We start from the raw sequence: 15,970 nt of genomic DNA, 5'->3' as shown, positions 1-15,970 counted from the left end.
AAAGGAGAAGCCTGGACATGAGCCACGACCTGCACGAATCGCTGCGGGACAACGTCCGTATCCTGGGCGACAGTCTGGGACGTACCATTGCCGATGATCTCGGCAAGGACTTCGTCGATCGCATCGAGACCATCCGCGGCCTTGCCAAGCAGGGTCGCCAGCGCGAGGCCGACAGCAACCGCCAGCTGATCGACTACCTGCGGGGCCTGCCGGACAGCGACCTGCTGCCGGTGACCCGGGCCTTCAACCAGTTCCTCAACCTGGCCAACATGGCCGAACAGCACTATCGCGCCCGCTTCCGCCGGGTCGAGGACTACAAACCCGGCGCCCAGCCGGCGCTCGGCGAACTGCTCGAGCGCGCGCGCAGCGAGGGCCACACGCCGCGCAAGCTGGTCGAGGCGCTGGCCAACATGCGCGTCGAGCTGGTGCTGACCGCGCATCCGACCGAGGTCATCCGCCGCACCCTGATCCAGAAGTACGACGCCATCGATGAGTGTCTGACCATCATCGAGTCTTCTGCCGACTATCCCGAGCGCGCCGCCCGCGCCCACGGTCGCCTCGAGGAGCTGATCAGCCAGGCCTGGCATACCGACGAGATCCGCCACGAGCGCCCGACGCCGGTCGACGAGGCCCGCTGGGGCTTCGCGGTGATCGAGAACTCGCTGTGGCAGGCGGTGCCGGACTTCCACCGCGACCTCGACAACCTGCTGCTCGATACCGCCGGCGAGCGGCTGCCGCTGGACGCCGCGCCGATCCGCTTCGCTTCCTGGATGGGCGGCGACCGGGACGGCAACCCCAACGTCACCGCCAAGGTCACCCGCGAGGTGCTGCTGCTGGGCCGCTGGATGGCCGCCGACCTCTACTCGCGCGACCTCGAGCAGCTCAAGGCCGAGCTCTCCATGTGGAAGGCCAACAGCGCGCTCAAGGCCGAGGTGGGCGATGTCGCCGAGCCCTATCGCGAGCTGATCAAGCGCCTGCTGAGCAGGGTCGAGGCCACCCGCGACTGGGCCCAGGCCCAGCTCGACGGCGTCAACCACGACGGCGGGCCGATCATCGAGACCCGCGATCAGCTCTACGCGCCGCTGCTGGCCTGCTACCGCTCGCTGTGCGACGTGGGCCTCGACACCATCGCCAACGGCGTGCTGCTCGACACCCTGCGCCGGGTCTCGGTGTTCGGCGTCACCCTCACCAAGCTCGACCTGCGCCAGGAATCCACTCGCCACGAGCAGGTGTTCGAGGAGCTCACCGATAGCCTGGGGCTCGGCCACTACCGCGACTGGAGCGAGGAGCAGCGCCAGGAATTCCTGCTCAACGAGCTGTCTTCCCGCCGGCCGCTGATTCCGCGTCGCTGGGAGTGCTCCGCCGAGGCCCGCGAGGTGATCGACACCTTCCGCGTGATCGGCTCCGAGCACGTCGAGGCGCTGGGCACCTACATCATCTCCATGGCCGGCCAGCCCTCCGACGTGCTGGCCGTGGCGCTGCTGATGAAGGAAGTGGGCGGCGAGGCCACGCTGCCGATCGCGCCGCTGTTCGAGACCCTGGACGACCTCAACCGTGCCGGCGACGTCATCGACCGACTGCTGGCGCTGCCGGGCTATCGTCGACTGGCCGGTGATCGTCAGGAAGTGATGATCGGCTACTCGGACTCCGCCAAGGACGCCGGCCAGCTGGCCGCGGCCTGGGCCCAGTATCGTGCCCAGGAGACCCTGGTCGAGGTATGCCGGCGTCACGACGTCGACCTGACGCTGTTCCACGGCCGCGGCGGCACCGTCGGTCGCGGCGGCGGCCCGGCCCACGCGGCGATCCTGTCCCAGCCGCCGGGCTCGGTGAACGGCAGCCTCAGGGTGACCGAACAGGGCGAGATGATCCGCTTCAAGTTCGGCCAGCCCGACATCGCGCTGCGCTCCATGGAGATCTACGCCTGTGCGGTGCTCGAGGCCTCGCTGCTGCCGCCGCCGACGCCCGAGCCGGCCTGGCGCGAGGAGATGGATCGCCTCGCCGACGTGGCCCACCAGGCCTACGTGGGCGTGGTGCGAGAGGACCCCGACTTCGTGCCCTATTTCCGCTCGGTGACGCCGGAGACGGCGCTGGGCCGCCTGCCGCTGGGCTCGCGCCCGGCCAAGCGTCGCCAGGAGGGCGGCGTCGAGACCCTGCGGGCCATTCCCTGGATCTTCGCCTGGACCCAGACGCGCCTGATGCTGCCGGCCTGGCTGGGCAGCGGCGAGGCCTTCGCCAAGCGCCTCCAGGAGCCGGGCGGGCTCGAGGTGCTGCGCGAGATGCGCGACCGCTGGCCGTTCTTCGGCACCTATCTCGACATGCTCGAGATGCTGCTGGCCAAGGCCGATGTCAGCATCGCGGCCTACTACGAGCAGCGCCTGGTCGACGAGCCGGCCCTGCAGGCCCTCGGCGAGCGGTTGCGCGAGCGCTTCGGTCGTCTCAACGGCGCGGTGCTCTCGATCCTGGATCAGGACGAGCTGCTCGAGAGCACGCCGCTGATCCGTCAGGCGGTGGAGGTGCGCAATCCCTACATCGACCCGCTGCACGGCCTTCAGGCCGAGCTCCTGCAGCGTAACCGCGATGCCGACGGCGCGATCAGCGGGGATCTTTCCCGGGCGCTGATGGTGACCATGGCCGGCATCGCCGCCGGGTTGCGCAACACCGGCTGATCGCTGGACAGCACCTGCGACAGTACACCCCGAGGGCCTCGGCCCTCGGGGTTTTTCGTTGGGGGTGTGCGGTGGTGGGCGTTGGGTCGTAGGCGCGGGTGTCTGATGAGGCCGGCTAGAAGGGCATGTGCACCGAGGCGGTGACCATATTGAGATGTTCGAGTGCCGGATCGTCGACGCGCTCCATTTCCAGCCGGCTGACCCAGTCGTTGGCGAAGCCGAATCGCGCACCGATGCCGTTGACGCGTGTCATGCCGCCTTCGGAGAGCTCGGGCGCATGGCCGCTGGCGGCCTTGCCCTGCCAGCCGGCGAGTCCCGACTTGGCGTAGAGGCCGAGCGCACCGAAGCGCACGCCGGCCATCAGGCTGCCGCCGAGGCTGGTGGTGTCGAGCAGGGTGTCGCGGGTGGCGTGGGAAACGGGTACGTCGTTGCTTTCCCGATAGCGGACCTCGGCGCCGAAGTCGAAGCTCGGCAGCCCCCGGGGCGAGATGCCGGTGGTCAGTCGGAAGCCCGAGGTCACGCCGTCGGGGCTTTCGACGTTACCGCCCAGCAGCCGCATGCCGTTATCGAAGTGAGCAAGATCGATGGCGTCGCCGGCAAAGGCGGGCTCGTTGGAACCCGCCAGCGCGGGCGCGACGCCGATGGCGGGGAACAGCAGCAGGGCGATCAGCGTCGACCGCCAGGAGTCCGGGATCTTCATCGCTCAGGCCTGGGAAGGGGAGCCCGTCGGGTGTCATCAACAAGATGAGGCTAGCAGGCGACACCCGAAACGGCCAGGCGCTGCATCATCCGGTGGCGCTGGAGGCGGGCACGGTGTCGGCCGCGGTCAGGCGGGCATGGAGCCCCGTCAGCACGGGCGTGGCCAGGCCGTGGCGGCGCCCGGCGGCGAGCAGCGGGCCGAGAATGGCGTCGTGCTCGGTGGGCCGGCCGGCCAGCACGTCCTGCAGCATCGAGGCGCGATTGTTGGCGGTGGCCGACACCACCGACCACACCCGCGCCGACCAGCCGGAAGCGGGGGCCGGAATGGCCTCGGCGGCCATCACCGCCGAGACTTCCTCGATCACGGCCTCGACCATGGGCCGGAAGGGGCGGTCGCGTAGCTGGCCGTTGCGGATCCGGAAGCGGGCCACCAGCGGATTGATGGCGGCGTTGACGGCCAGCTTGTGCCACAGCCGTACGCGGATATCGTCGACGGCGCCGGCGGCGAGGCCCGCCGTCGAGAGCCTGGTGGCGACCGTTTCCGCCAGTTCGGCGTGACGGCCGGCGAGATCGCCGATCACCGTCTGCCCGCGCCCGGCATGCACCACGCCGGCGTCACCGTCGAGATATGCGCCTTCGGTGGTGCTGGCGCACAGCACCGGGCCGTCCCAGCGTTCGCTCAGGCGCGGCTGCACGCCGTAGCCGTTCTGCCACAGCACCAGCGGCGTGTCCGGCGCCAGCCGGGGCGCGATCGCCTCGAAGGCGGCCTCGGCGGCGTAGGCCTTGGTGGTCAGGTGAAGGATGTCGGCGCGTGCGGCGAGCCCGTCGGCCAGCGTCGCGGGGGTGACGCTGTCGATCTCGTGCGAGTGCGTCTCACCGGTCGGGGTGGTCAGGGTCTGACGACGCGGCAGCTCGCGGCGGCCGATCAGGGTGACGGGCATCGTGGCGGCCAGGTGCAGCGCCAGCAGGCGCCCGACGGCGCCCGGCCCGAGGATCAGCGTGTTCATGAGGACGTGCTCCGCTTGCGTCGGGCGGTGCCGCTGCCGGCCTTGGTGCCTTTCGTGGCCTTGCCGGCGGCGCCGCGCCGGCCGGTGCTCTTGCTGCCGCCTTTGCCGGCGCTCCGGCTTTTTGCGCCGCGTCGCCCCTTGCCGCCCGACTTGCCCGAGCGGGCCGCCGGCTCGGCGCCCCGGGCATCGGCCAGAGACTGGCGCATGCGGCCGGCGTCGGCGCGGCCCAGCAGCGTACGCAGATCGGTGACGAGGGCGTCGAGGAAGGGCGCCGGGGCGTCGCCGTCCTCGGCGATGGCGGAGAGCCGCTGTTCCCACAGGGCGGTGCGCTCGGGGCGGCTCACGGCCTCGGGCAGCGAGGCGATCAGGGCGTCGCCGAGGCGGGTGGCGCGCAGGGCCTTGCCCTCGCGCACCAGGTAGCCACGGGTCTCCAGGGTCTCGAGGATGCCGGCGCGGGTGGCCTCGGTGCCCAGGCCGTCGGTGTCGCGCAGGGTACGGCGCACCTCCGGGTCGTCCACGTAGCGGGCGATGTTCATCATCGCCTTGATCAGGCTGGCGTCGGTGAAGGGTTCCGGCGGCCGGGTCTCGCGATCCTCCACCCCTGCGTCCTCGACGCGGCACGCCTCGCCCTCGTCGAGCAGCGGCAGCGGCGGGGCCTCGTCGCGGGTGGTGAACAGCGGCTTCCAGCCCGGATCGAGGATCTCCTGGCCGCGGGCGCGGAACCGTTCACCGATGACGGTGAACTCGGCCTTCACCTCGCGGGTCGAGAGCGCAGGGTAGAACTGGGCCAGCACGTTGCGCGCGATCAGCCGGAAGACGTCGGCCTCCTGGCGCGAGAGCGTCGCCGGATCGGCGGTCTTGCCGGTGGGCGCGAGGGCGTGGTGGGCGCCGACCTTCTTGTCGTTCCAGGCCTTGGAGCGCTTCGAGAAGTCGGCGCCGGCGAGCCAGCCGCGCAGGGTGTCGTCGCCGGCGCAGGCGCCCTCGAGGGTGCGGCGGGCGCCGGCGAAGTGCTCCTCGGGCAGATAGCGGCAGTCCGAGCGCGGATAGGTGATCAGCTGGTGGCGCTCGTAGAGGCGCTGACAGATGTCCAGCACCGCCTTGGCCGAGAGCCCGTGGCGGCGGGCGGCGTCGACCTGCAGCGCCGACAGCGAGTAGGGCAGGGGCGCGGCCTGGCGCTTGTTGCGGCGCTCGAGCTTGGACAGCCGGCCCTCGGCGCCGGGCAGGCGTTCGGCCAGCGCGGCCGCCGGGGCACGCTCGATCAGCCGCCCCTGATCGTCCAGCGGGTGCGTCTCGCCGGGCGCCCACCAGGCCCGCAGGCGGCCGCGGGAAACGGCCAGATCGGCCCACAGCACATAGAAGGGCCGCGGCTCGAAGTCGCGGATCTCGGCGTCGCGACGCACCACCAGGCCCAGCACCGGCGTCTGTACCCGGCCCACCGAGAGCACGCCATCGTGCCCCGCCTGTCGGCCGATCAGCGTCCAGGCGCGGGTCAGGTTGATGCCGTACAGCCAGTCGGCCCGGGAGCGGGCCTGGGCGGCGCGGTAGAGCGGCGCGTAGCGGGCGTTGTCCTCCAGCCGCGAGAGCGCGCGCTTGACGGCCGGGGCGTTGAGGTCGCTGACCAGCAGTCGCGACACCGGCCCCTTCCAGCCCAGATGCTCGATCACCTCCTGTACCAGCAGCTGGCCCTCGCGGTCGGGGTCGCCGGCATGCACGACCTCGCCGGCCTGCTTGAGCAGCCGGCGGATCACCGCGATCTGCCCCCTGGCCTTGGGCCGCGGGGCGAGTTTCCACTGCTCGGGCAGGATCGGCAGGGTATCGAGCCGCCAGCTCTTGAGGGCGGGGTCGTAGGCCTCGGGCGGGGCCTGTTCCAGCAGGTGGCCGAGGCACCAGGTGACGGTGGTGTCACCGGCCACCAGGGCGCCGTCCTCGCGGCGAACGGCGGCGGGCAGGGCCTCGGCGATGGCCCGGGCCAGGCTCGGCTTCTCGGCGATGATCAGGCGCATGGCGTCTCGTCGGCGGGGTAAACGTCGATAGGATGAAAGTCATGGGGATTCTTACAGTATTTGTCGCGGGTCGCCAGGGGTAAGATGGTGATCCGTTGTACAATGCTTGTCACACTTTATCGGAGGGCGTGATAGATGCGCGAACGCGGTCGCACACGGCGCCTGCTGGGCCTCGGCACTCGCACCGGCGGTGCCCTGCTGCGCACCCGGCTCGGCGGGCAGGCCGACTGGCGTGCCCTCGGCGAGGCGCTGTTCGAGGGGCTTTCCGAGCTCAAGGGGCCGGCCATGAAGCTGGCTCAGGTGATGTCGCAGTGGGATGACCTGCTGCCGCCGGACCTGGCCGATGAGCTGGCCCGGCTGCAGCGTCAGGCCACGCCGATGCCCTGGGAGGCCATCCGGGGGACCCTCGAGGCGCAGTACGGCGACCTCGAGGCGGTCTTCGCCGAGGTCGAGACCGCGCCCTTCGCCAGCGCCTCCATGGGCCAGGTGCACCGGGCGGTGACGCGAGACGGCGAGACGGTGGTGCTCAAGGTGCAGTATCCCGGCCTCGCCGAGGTGCTGGAGGGCGATCTCGCCCAGCTGCGCCGCCTGATGCGTCTGGGGCGCTGGTTCAAGGTGCCCCAGGCGCGCCTCGACGCGCTGTTCGAGGAGCTCGCCGCCGGCCTGCGCGACGAGCTCGACTATCGCGCCGAGGCCGAGCATCTGGTGCGCTACCGGGCGCGCTACGCGCATCTCGATTCGCTGGTGATCCCCGAGCCGCTGCCCGATCTCTGCGGGCCCCATGTGCTGGCCATGCGCCACGTGGCGGGTACGCCGCTGCGCGAGCTGGAGGATGCCGACGACGCCGTGCGCCAGCGGGTGGCCACGACGCTGGCCGACTGGCTGATCGAGGAGCTGTTCACCTTCGGCGAGCTGCACGCCGACCCCCATGCCGGCAACTTCGCCGCCGATGAGCAGGGTCGGCTGGTGATCTACGACTTCGGCGCCGTCATCCCGGTGCCGCGCGAGCGGCTGGCGGCGATGATGCGCCTGCTCGAGGCCACCCTGGCCGCGGACCCCATGGCCATGGATGCGGCGATGCTCGAGCTGGGCGGCCGCCAGGGCGAGGGCGCGCCCCTGGCGCTCTATCGCGAGGCCGCCGAGGCGGTAGGCCCGCTGTTCGCCCCCGGCATCCAGGACTTCGGCGACGTGCGCGTGCATCGCCGGCTGCGCGAGCTGAGCCCGCGGGTGTGGGCGGCCATGGATCGCCTGCAGCCGCCGGCGGACACCCTGCTGCTGTCGCGGACCCTGAACGGCCACTACTGGAATCTGGTGCGCCTCGGCGCGCGGCTGGACATGGATGCCCGGGTGAGGCCGCTGTTCGCGAAGGTATCACGCTGAGCGGCTGCCAGCCCGGCGCGCGGCTGGTAGACTGTGCGGTTTTTCGGCAGGGGAGACGGCCATGCTGGCGGTATGGGTAGAACAGCTGCTGGGGTTCGCCTCGGGCGCCCTCAAGGCGATTCGCGAAGACGAGCGTTATCCGACGCTGATGGCCTGGGCCCGCGAGGAGGGTCCCAAGCTGACCGGGGATCCGGCCATGGCCCAGGCGCTGGCTCCGGAGCTGTGGTCGCAGACCCCGCTGGCGCGGCTGGACTTCGAATGCGAGGCGCTGGCCCGCCCGGGGCGCAACGAGCCCTGCTGGTGCGACTCCGGGCGCAAGACCAAGCGCTGCTGCGGCGCCGTCAGCCTGCCGGGCGATGTGCCCGATCACCTGATGTGGATGCTGTCGCTGCGCGAGTGGAAGGGCGATACCCTCAAGGCCGCGCTGGCCAGCGGCAAGGCGCCCGCCCAGGCGCTGCTCGAGGCCGGGCTGATCGCCGCCGAATCCGGCCAGCGCGGTCGCGCCCAGCAGATCCTCGAGTCGCTGTTCGAGACCGCCGACTGGTCGCGCCTGCCGGAGCAGGCCGAGCCGGCCTTCGAGATCCTGGTCGATCTCTATCAGGAGCGCGGATTCCATCGCAAGCGCGAGGCGCTGCTCGACGCGGTGCTCGATCGCGGCCCGCTGTTCCTGCGCGGCGTGGCGCTGGAGCGGCTGTGCCTGATGCACCTGGACAACGATGACCTGGACAGCGCCCGGGCCGCCTTCGTGCGCGCCCAGCAAGCGCTGCCGGACTCGCCGACCCTGGCCTACATCGAGGCCATGCTGCTGCTGCATGAAGGGCACGAGGAAGAGGCCCGCGAGCGCTCGAGCTTCTGGTTCCGCCGCCTGTCCCGTCAAGGCGAGCTCGATCCCGACCAGCTGCAGTTCCTCTCCGACCTGGCCGATAACCCCGGCGCGACCCTGGCCGAACAGCTGCTCAACGCCGAGGAGGATCTGGCCGAGCCGCTGGTCGCGCTGCAGGCGCTGCTCGAGTCGCTGGACGGTGCACCGACGCTGGACCTGCGCGTCGAGGAGGGCCAGCTGGCCTATCACCGCAGCGCCCGGGAAGACACGCTCTATGCCGGTTTCCGCGCGGTGTTCCCCGCCGAGGTCGAGAACGAGGCCCCGCTGGGCTTCGATGACGATCCCTGGCAGGCGGCCGGCGACTGGCTGCCGGCGCTGTGTGCCCAGCCGGAGTGGCTCGATTCGCCGGCGGTGGTGCAGTCGCTGGCGCTGGCGCTGACCAGCCGCTTCGGCAGCCTGCCGTGGATGGCGCCGAGCCTGTTCGAGCCGCTGGCCGAGCGCCTGGAACGTTGGCTGGATCAGGCACGCGAGGCGGCGTCCGGCGACGCCTCGCCGGGCGACGCCTCACTGGACTGGGACGCCGCCGATAACGCCATGCTGCTGCGCACCGGCCTGGCGCTGGTGGTCGGCATGGAACGCGGCGCGCGGCAGCGTTCCCGGCATCTGGCCGAGCGGCTGCTCGAGCTGGATGATCGTGACAGCCTGGGGCTGCGCGAGCTGGTGCTCGACCAGCTGCTGCGCGAGGGCCGCGACACCGAGGCGCTGGCGCTCAGCGAGTCGGCGCTGGCCAAGCCGTCCGAGGACGAGGCGGTGCTGGGGCTGCTGATGGGCCGGGCGCTGGCGCTCTACCGCCTGGAGCGCCTCGACGAGGCCGTCGAGGCGCTGAGCGAGTCCCGGCGCCACAACGGTCACGCCCTGTCGCTGCTGTGCGCCGAGAATCCGCGTCCGGCCAGCCCGTCGGGCGACGGTACGGCGGCGCCCGGTTCGCGGGCCGAGGCCTGGCAGTACCGCACCCTGATGCGTGACCAGTGGCGCGCCACCCCGGGCGCGCTGGAATGGCTCGCCGGTCGGCTGGACTGAGCGGCGGGGCCGAGAGGGGCGGCCTCAGGCCGTGGTCGGCGCCGGTGCCAGACGGCGGTCGCGGCTGACCCAGATCGCCAGCGCGATGGCCGGCAGGCCCAGCACCGAGGCCGCCAGGAAGAAGTCTGCGTAGCCGTGCGAGGCCACGACCAGGCCGCCGAAGCCGCTCAGGAACTTGCCGGGCAGCGTCATCAGCGACGAGAACAGCGCGTACTGGGTGGCGGTGTAGGCCCGCGAGGTCAGCCCCGAGAGGAAGGCGATGAACACCGCGCTGGCGAGGCCGTTGGAGAGGTTGTCGCCGACGATGGTGACCACCAGCATCGGCAGGCTGTCGCCGGCAAGCGATAGGGCCACGAACAGCAGGTTGGTCAGGGCGGTGGCGCAGGCGCCGAGGATCAGGATCGGCCCCACTCCGTAGCGCGCCACCAGCAGGCCGCCCATCAGCCCGCCGCCGATGCTCATGGCGATGCCGAACACGTTGGTCACGTTGGCGATGGCCTCGAGGCTGAAGCCCAGATCGATGTAGAGCGGGTTGGCCATGGAGGCCATCGCCAGGTCGCTGATCCGGAACACGGCCACGAAGGCCAGCAGCCACAGCGCCTTGAGCCCGTGCCGACCGAAGAAGTCGGTGAACGGGCAGACCACCGCGCCGATCACCCAGGCGCCCAGGCGGCGCAGCCAGGCCGGCCGGCCGCGGCTGGCGCGCAGGAAGGCCCGCACCCGCGGCTCGTGGATCAGCTGGACGCCCAGCGCCTGGCGTTCGGGTTCCGGGCGCACCAGCACCGTCACCATGCCCACCGCCATCAGCGCCGCCATCGCCAGGTAGGCGACGTGCCAGGACACCAGCGAGGCCAGGTAGAGCGCTCCCGCCCCGGCGGCGATCAGCCCGCCGCGATAGCCGATGATATAGGTCGAGGCCATGGCCGCCTGCAGGTCCTCCGGCGCCGACTCGATACGAAAGGCGTCGATGGAGATGTCCTGGGTCGCCGAGCCGAAGGCCACCAGCAGCGCGAACAACGCCACCAGCGGCAGCTGGTTCGGTGGATCGAGACTCGACAGCCCCGCCAGGCCGGCGGCGATCATCGCCTGCGCCAGCAGCATCCAGCCGCGGCGCTGGCCGAGCCGGCGGGTCAGGCCGGGGAGCGCCAGCCGGTCGACCACCGGGGCCCAGAAGAACTTGATCGAGTAGAGGATGCCGATCCAGGCGAAGAAGCCGATCGCGGCCACCTCGACGCCGTCGCTGCGCAGCCAGGCCGACAGTGTCGAGAACACCAGCAGGAAGGGCAGGCCCGCCGAGAAGCCCAGGAACAGCATGGTCAGCACCGGGGCACGCAGGTAGACCGACAGGGCGCTGCGCCAGCTGCGATGCGCGGTGGGGGGCGGCATGAGGGGCTCTCCTTGCGATGGGTCAGGGCACGTGCCGGGCCATCGATGTTAAAATCTCGGTCTCGACCGGGGCCGACGACACCGGCGGCACGCGCCGCCGATTGTTGCAGAGCCCCGGCGCCGACACCAGCCAGAGACGATCGACGACATGCGTGATGACGACCTTTCTCTCGAGGCCACCGAGGATGCGGTGCCCCGCTGGTATGCCATCCAGTGCAAGGGAGGCGAGTCCTTCCGTGCCGCCGAGCACCTGGGCAACCAGGGCTACGAGGTCTTCCACCCGGTGCTCGAGGTTCAGAAGAAGCGCCGCGGCAAGCTGGAGTGGGTGAGCGAGCCGCTGTTTCCCTACTATCTGTTCATCCGCCTCGACCGGCTGATCAGCAACTGGCGGCCGATCCGCTCGACGCGCGGCGTGCTCAAGCTCGTGACCTTCGGCGGCGACATGCCGGTGCCGGTCGGCGACGGGCTGATCGAGGCCCTGCGCCGTCAGGCCAGCCAGGATGATGACGACGTCGCCCACGTCTACTTCCGCGCCGGCGAGGCGGTGGAGATCACCGAGGGGCCGTTCAAGGACCTGCAGGCGGTCTTCGCCAGCCACAAGGGCGAGGAGCGCGCCATCGTGCTGCTCAACATGCTGCATCAGCAGCAGCGACTGGAGATGCCCGTCTCCCGACTGCGCCGTCGCGACTGATGCCCTTTAACCCTATCTTTCATTCCCCAGTACCGGAGGCCCCATGACCATCGCCCCCCAGCGGGTCGTGACCCTGCACTACGTGCTGAGCGACGAGGACGGCCAGGTCCTCGACGACTCCCGCGCGCGCCAGAAGCCACTCGAATACCTTCACGGCCACGGCAACCTGATGGCCGGGCTGGAGCAGGCCCTGGCCGGGAGCGAGGCCGGCGCCGAGCTCGAGGTGACCCTGGCCCCCGCCGAGGCCTATGGCCTGCGCGACGAGGCGCTGGTGCGCGAGGTCGGCCGCGAGGCCTTCCCAGTGCCCGATCTCGCGCCGGGCATGCGCTTCCAGACGCCGGGCGATGACGGCCCGGAGATCGTCACCGTGCTCGAGGTGCGCGACGACGGCGTGCGGATCGACACCAATCATCCGCTGGCCGGTCGCCACCTGCACTATCGTCTGGAGGTGCTGGAGGTGCGCGAGGCCACCCGCGCCGAGCTCGCCAAGGGCCACCCGCTGCCGCCGGGCACCACGCCGGATCAGGTCGAAGACAAGAAGATGGTCTGAGCCCTCGGCTCGGGAGCGCCGGCCGCGTCGCCCTTCGGCGCGGCCGCGTTTCCCGCGTTTCTCTCCCTCCTCCTTGCCCCCCCTCCTTCCCTGCGGCGCGATGCGGCATCGTTTCCGGGGCCGAGGAGCTCCCAGCGGCAGCGTCGCGAGCGTGAAACTGACCTGGATCAAGCCCGTACGGCCGGCCTGTTCACACCGGGTGGCGCACTTGACCCAGATCAGCGTATCGCCCGGGACGGGCCGCTAGAGTAGGGCCATCACATCGCGACGGGAGGCAAGCACCATGTACTGGGACGATGCCGTGATCTTCGGGCTTGCCACCGTCGGCATGATGATCGCCTTCATGGGCGGCTGGGTGGCCTTCGTCATCCGCGACCACCATCGTCGCGAAAACAAGAAGCGCTGATCCGCCGTTCCACAGTCGTCAGGGGAGGGGGGCTACCCCCCACTAGGCCGACCCTTCGGGGCCGGCCTTTTTTTGTGCCGTCGTTCGGCAGAGGGGGTCGCTCAGCGGTCGGCGGTCAGGCGCTCGGGCAGGCCGAGGGCCGCGGGCGTCCAGCGACGGGCCAGGGCGCGCATCACCCGCTCGGGGTACCAGGTCTTTCCCAGGCTGCCGTTGTAGCGGGCCAGGGCGCGGGTCAGGTCGCCGTCTTCCACCGCCAGGTAGTGGGCCAGTATCGTGCAGCCATAGCGCAGGTTGCGGATGGGATCCTTGAGGTCGTCGGCGGGCAGGCCGAGCTCGCGGATCCAGAACGGCATGATCTGCATCAGCCCCACGGCGCCGGCCGATGACACCGCCTCGGCGTGGAAGGCGCTCTCCACTTCAATGACGGACAGCACCAGCGCCGGCGGGAGGCCGGCCAGGCTCGCCTCCTGATGGATGCGGGTCAGCAGCGTCTGGCGACGATCGGCATCGGGCACGTAGCGCGCCAGGCGCGGTGCCATGTCGTTGATCCACTGACGGGCCGCCCACACCTCGGCGGGCGAGCGCGGCGTCCGCCGGGCGCCGTCCAGGGTCGGGCGCAGCGTGGCGGGGAGCGGCGGCAGGGCCCGAACCACCGGCGCCCGGTCCGGGACCGGGTGCGCGGAGAGGGCATCGAGGAAGTCGCTGCCCGCCTGGCCGTCGAGCGGTTGGGCGACGAGCGGGGTCGCCAGCAGCAGGGAGGCGGCCGCCGCCAGGGCGGCCGTCAGTCGCCGCTTAGCGGGCGTCGATCTTCTCGTGCAGGAAGGCGAGGATGTCCCCGGCGGGGACCATGGTGGCGTCGCTGTCACGGCGTCCCTTGTACTCCAGTTCTTCCTTGTCCAGCCCGCGGTCGCCGACCACCAGGCGATGGGGAATGCCCATCAGTTCCTGGTCGGCGAAACGCACGCCGGGGCGCAGGTCGCGATCGTCGAGCAGCACGTCGAAGCCGGCGGCGCTGAGCTCCTGATAGAGACGCTCGCTTTCCTCGCGCACGCGCTGCGACTTGTGGGCGTTCATCGGCACCACGGTGACGTGGAAGGGCGCGATGGCGTCCGGCCAGATGATGCCGCCGTCGTCATGGTTCTGTTCGATGGCGGCGGCCACGACCCGGGTCACCCCGATACCATAGCAGCCCATCCAGGGATGTGCGGCCTTGCCGTTGGCGTCCAGCACGGTGGCATTCATCGCTTCGCTGTACTTCTGGCCCAGCTGGAAGACGTGGCCGACCTCGATGCCGCGCTTGATCGACAGGGTGCCCCGGCCGTCCGGGGAGGGATCGCCCTCGACCACGTTGCGCAGGTCGGCGACCTTGGGCAGCGGCAGGTCGCGCTCCCAGTTGATGCCGAAGTAGTGCTTGCCGTCGACGTTGGCGCCGGCGCCGAAGTCGCTCATCATCGCCACGCTGCGGTCGATGACGATCGGCATGTCGAGGTTCACCGGACCCAGCGAACCGGGGCCGGTGCCGGCCGCCGCGCGGATCTCTTCCTCGGTGCCCATGGTCAGCGGGCTCGCCACCTCGGGCAGGTTCTCGGCCTTGACCTCGTTGAGCTCGTGATCGCCGCGCACCAGCAGCGCGATCAGGCCGCCCTCGGTGGCGTGCACCATCAGCGTCTTGATGGTCTTCTCGATCGGCAGGCCGTGCTGCTCGACCAGCGCGGCGATGGTCTTGGCATCCGGCGTGTCGACCAGGCGCAGCTCCTCGCGCGGGGCGTCGCGCTCGCCCTGGGGCGCCATCGCCTCGGCCTTCTCCATGTTGGCGGCGTAGTCGGACTCGGTGGAGAACACGATGTCGTCCTCGCCGGAGTCGGCCAGCACGTGGAACTCGTGGGAGCCGGTGCCGCCGATGGAGCCGTTGTCGGCGATCACCGGGCGGAAGTCGAGCCCCAGGCGAGTGAAGATGCGCACGTAGGTGTCGTACATCACCTGATAGGTGTCCATCAGCGAGGCTTCGTCGATGTGGAAGGAGTAGGCATCCTTCATCACGAACTCGCGGGAGCGCATCACGCCGAAGCGCGGGCGGATCTCGTCGCGGAACTTGGTCTGGATCTGATAGAAGTTCGACGGCAGCTGCTTGTAGCTGGAGATCTCGCGGCGCACCAGGTCGGTGATGACTTCCTCGTGGGTCGGCCCGACGCAGTAGTCACGCTCGTGGCGGTCCTTGAGGCGCAAAAGCTCGGGGCCGTACTGGTCCCAGCGGCCGGACTCCTGCCACAGTTCGGCGGGCTGCACGGCCGGCATCAGCACTTCCTGGCCGCCGGCGCGATCCATCTCCTCGCGGACGATGCGCTCGACCTTGCGCAGGGTGCGAAGGCCTAGCGGCAGCCAGGTATAGAGCCCCGAGGTCAGGCGGCGGATCATCCCCGCGCGCAGCATCAGCTGATGGCTGACCACTTCGGCGTCGGCGGGCGTTTCCTTGAGGGTGGAGATCAACAGTTGGCTGGCGCGCATGGGTCCGGGATGTCCTCGAAAGCGTCTGTCGGGTGGGGCGGAAGGCCGCCCAGCGATGAGCGGCATTGTACGACCAAGCGCCAGTGGCGGCAAAAGCCGCCGGGCCGTCTCCCGTGGTTTACCCGTCGAGCGTCTTGCACCAGAAGATCATCGGCTTGGCGGTCTCCTCGTCCGCATCGATGTCCTTCCAGGTGAAGGTGGTCGAGAGTGACGGCGTGCGGCGATAGCCCCAGGCGTTCCAGAAGTCGTGCAGCGGCCGGTAGTCGTCGGGCTTGAGCGGATGGTCGATCGGGCGTTCCACGGCGCAGAAGGCCGCATGGCCGAAGCCCTCGCTTTCGGCGTGGCTCTCGCGGGCTTCCATGAAGGCCTTGCCGATGCCGCGGCCGCGGTATTCGGGCAGCAGCACCGATTCCCCATAGTAGAAGACGCCTTCGGGGCGGTAGCCGGCGGCCTCGAAGGGGGCACGGAAGTCGTCGATCTCGTCGTCCAGCGGCTGGCCGGTGGCCGCGCCGACCAGGGTGTCGCCGTCGAAGGCCAGCACGAAGAAGCTTTCCGGATTGGCGGCATAGCGCTCGAGGTAGCTGGCCTCGTAGGCCTCGTTGCCGTCGTAGAGATAGGGGTAGTCACGGAAGACCCGGATGCGCAGCTGGGCCAGGGCCGGCAGGTGCGGGGTGATGTCGCGCCCCCGGCAGATGGAGAGAGTCGGGATCGCCATGGGCATGCTCCAGGGAAGTTGTTATTGGATCGCGGCAGCCTAGCAGTCCCACCGCCATG

At 70.5% G+C, this 15,970-nt stretch carries 13 protein-coding genes; 6 read left to right on the top strand and 7 right to left on the bottom strand.

The window, feature by feature from the left end:
* Positions 1-17 precede the first annotated feature (17 nt).
* Entirely contained in the window at positions 18-2,666 is a 2,649-nt protein-coding gene (gene ppc / locus ACGTNF_RS05475) for a phosphoenolpyruvate carboxylase (RefSeq protein WP_394600806.1), read from the top strand.
* Between the two features lie 115 nt (positions 2,667-2,781).
* Here the strand turns inward: ppc and ACGTNF_RS05470 are convergent, their stop codons facing one another.
* From ACGTNF_RS05470 to ACGTNF_RS05460, 3 genes are all read right to left on the bottom strand, one after another.
* A complete protein-coding gene (locus ACGTNF_RS05470; RefSeq protein ID WP_394600804.1) occupies positions 2,782-3,366 on the bottom strand; it encodes a hypothetical protein in 585 nt (194 codons plus the stop codon).
* 85 nt (positions 3,367-3,451) lie between these two features.
* Complete coding sequence (locus tag ACGTNF_RS05465) at positions 3,452-4,372, bottom strand: ketopantoate reductase family protein (protein ID WP_394600802.1); 921 nt, start codon at positions 4,370-4,372, stop codon at positions 3,452-3,454.
* The gene (locus tag ACGTNF_RS05460; RefSeq protein ID WP_394600800.1) at positions 4,369-6,375 is read right to left on the bottom strand and encodes a DNA topoisomerase III; all 2,007 of its coding nucleotides are present in this window, start codon (positions 6,373-6,375) and stop codon (positions 4,369-4,371) included. The genes ACGTNF_RS05465 and ACGTNF_RS05460 overlap by 4 nt, the downstream gene beginning before the upstream one ends.
* A gap of 135 nt (positions 6,376-6,510) precedes the next feature.
* Here ACGTNF_RS05460 and ACGTNF_RS05455 point away from each other — a divergent pair, with 135 nt between their 5' ends.
* Both ACGTNF_RS05455 and ACGTNF_RS05450 read left to right on the top strand, forming a co-directional pair.
* Positions 6,511-7,755, top strand: coding sequence for an ABC1 kinase family protein (locus tag ACGTNF_RS05455; protein WP_394600798.1), 1,245 nt, complete (start codon positions 6,511-6,513; stop codon positions 7,753-7,755).
* Between the two features lie 61 nt (positions 7,756-7,816).
* On the top strand, positions 7,817-9,658 hold the full coding sequence (locus ACGTNF_RS05450; protein ID WP_394600796.1) for an SEC-C metal-binding domain-containing protein: 1,842 nt from the start codon (positions 7,817-7,819) through the stop codon (positions 9,656-9,658).
* Between the two features lie 24 nt (positions 9,659-9,682).
* On the opposite strand, the gene ACGTNF_RS05445 is transcribed toward ACGTNF_RS05450, so the two are convergent.
* A complete protein-coding gene (locus ACGTNF_RS05445; RefSeq protein WP_394600794.1) occupies positions 9,683-11,044 on the bottom strand; it encodes an AmpG family muropeptide MFS transporter in 1,362 nt (453 codons plus the stop codon).
* A gap of 148 nt (positions 11,045-11,192) precedes the next feature.
* Here ACGTNF_RS05445 and rfaH point away from each other — a divergent pair, with 148 nt between their 5' ends.
* The 3 genes from rfaH (at position 11,193) to ccoM (ending at position 12,691) form a co-directional block, all read left to right on the top strand.
* Entirely contained in the window at positions 11,193-11,735 is a 543-nt protein-coding gene (gene rfaH, locus ACGTNF_RS05440) for a transcription/translation regulatory transformer protein RfaH (protein ID WP_016854301.1), read from the top strand.
* Between the two features lie 43 nt (positions 11,736-11,778).
* Positions 11,779-12,285, top strand: coding sequence for an FKBP-type peptidyl-prolyl cis-trans isomerase (locus ACGTNF_RS05435; protein WP_016854300.1), 507 nt, complete (start codon positions 11,779-11,781; stop codon positions 12,283-12,285).
* Positions 12,286-12,568: 283 nt separating this feature from the next.
* Positions 12,569-12,691 (top strand): cytochrome c oxidase subunit CcoM, encoded by a 123-nt coding sequence (ccoM, locus tag ACGTNF_RS05430; RefSeq protein WP_016854299.1) that lies wholly within the window; start codon positions 12,569-12,571, stop codon positions 12,689-12,691.
* A gap of 101 nt (positions 12,692-12,792) precedes the next feature.
* Here ccoM and ACGTNF_RS05425 read toward each other — a convergent pair whose 3' ends face one another.
* The 3 genes from ACGTNF_RS05425 to ACGTNF_RS05415 form a co-directional block, all read right to left on the bottom strand.
* Complete coding sequence (locus tag ACGTNF_RS05425; RefSeq protein ID WP_016854298.1) at positions 12,793-13,344, bottom strand: lytic transglycosylase domain-containing protein; 552 nt, start codon at positions 13,342-13,344, stop codon at positions 12,793-12,795.
* A 139-nt stretch (positions 13,345-13,483) separates the two neighbouring features.
* Positions 13,484-15,196, bottom strand: a complete 1,713-nt coding sequence (locus tag ACGTNF_RS05420; protein WP_394600791.1) for a proline--tRNA ligase — start codon at positions 15,194-15,196, stop codon at positions 13,484-13,486.
* A 118-nt stretch (positions 15,197-15,314) separates the two neighbouring features.
* Entirely contained in the window at positions 15,315-15,911 is a 597-nt protein-coding gene (locus ACGTNF_RS05415; RefSeq protein WP_394600790.1) for a GNAT family N-acetyltransferase, read from the bottom strand.
* Positions 15,912-15,970: the final 59 nt, after the last annotated feature.

The organism is Halomonas sp. B23F22_10, from assembly GCF_043496975.1.
GTDB classification, from domain to species: domain Bacteria; phylum Pseudomonadota; class Gammaproteobacteria; order Pseudomonadales; family Halomonadaceae; genus Halomonas; species Halomonas smyrnensis.
This window is presented reverse-complemented; position numbering and strand designations above follow the sequence as displayed.

Coding starts and splice junctions, on each gene's coding strand:
- ACGTNF_RS05465 (WP_394600802.1), bottom strand. CDS start 4,372: ATGAACACGCTGATCCTCGGGCCGGGCGCCGTCGGGCGCCTGCTGGCG.
- ACGTNF_RS05470 (WP_394600804.1), bottom strand. CDS start 3,366: ATGAAGATCCCGGACTCCTGGCGGTCGACGCTGATCGCCCTGCTGCTG.
- ACGTNF_RS05445 (WP_394600794.1), bottom strand. CDS start 11,044: ATGCCGCCCCCCACCGCGCATCGCAGCTGGCGCAGCGCCCTGTCGGTC.
- ACGTNF_RS05435 (WP_016854300.1), top strand. CDS start 11,779: ATGACCATCGCCCCCCAGCGGGTCGTGACCCTGCACTACGTGCTGAGC.
- ccoM (WP_016854299.1), top strand. CDS start 12,569: ATGTACTGGGACGATGCCGTGATCTTCGGGCTTGCCACCGTCGGCATG.
- ACGTNF_RS05460 (WP_394600800.1), bottom strand. CDS start 6,375: ATGCGCCTGATCATCGCCGAGAAGCCGAGCCTGGCCCGGGCCATCGCC.
- ACGTNF_RS05455 (WP_394600798.1), top strand. CDS start 6,511: ATGCGCGAACGCGGTCGCACACGGCGCCTGCTGGGCCTCGGCACTCGC.
- ACGTNF_RS05420 (WP_394600791.1), bottom strand. CDS start 15,196: ATGCGCGCCAGCCAACTGTTGATCTCCACCCTCAAGGAAACGCCCGCC.
- ppc (WP_394600806.1), top strand. CDS start 18: ATGAGCCACGACCTGCACGAATCGCTGCGGGACAACGTCCGTATCCTG.
- rfaH (WP_016854301.1), top strand. CDS start 11,193: ATGCGTGATGACGACCTTTCTCTCGAGGCCACCGAGGATGCGGTGCCC.
- ACGTNF_RS05450 (WP_394600796.1), top strand. CDS start 7,817: ATGCTGGCGGTATGGGTAGAACAGCTGCTGGGGTTCGCCTCGGGCGCC.
- ACGTNF_RS05415 (WP_394600790.1), bottom strand. CDS start 15,911: ATGGCGATCCCGACTCTCTCCATCTGCCGGGGGCGCGACATCACCCCG.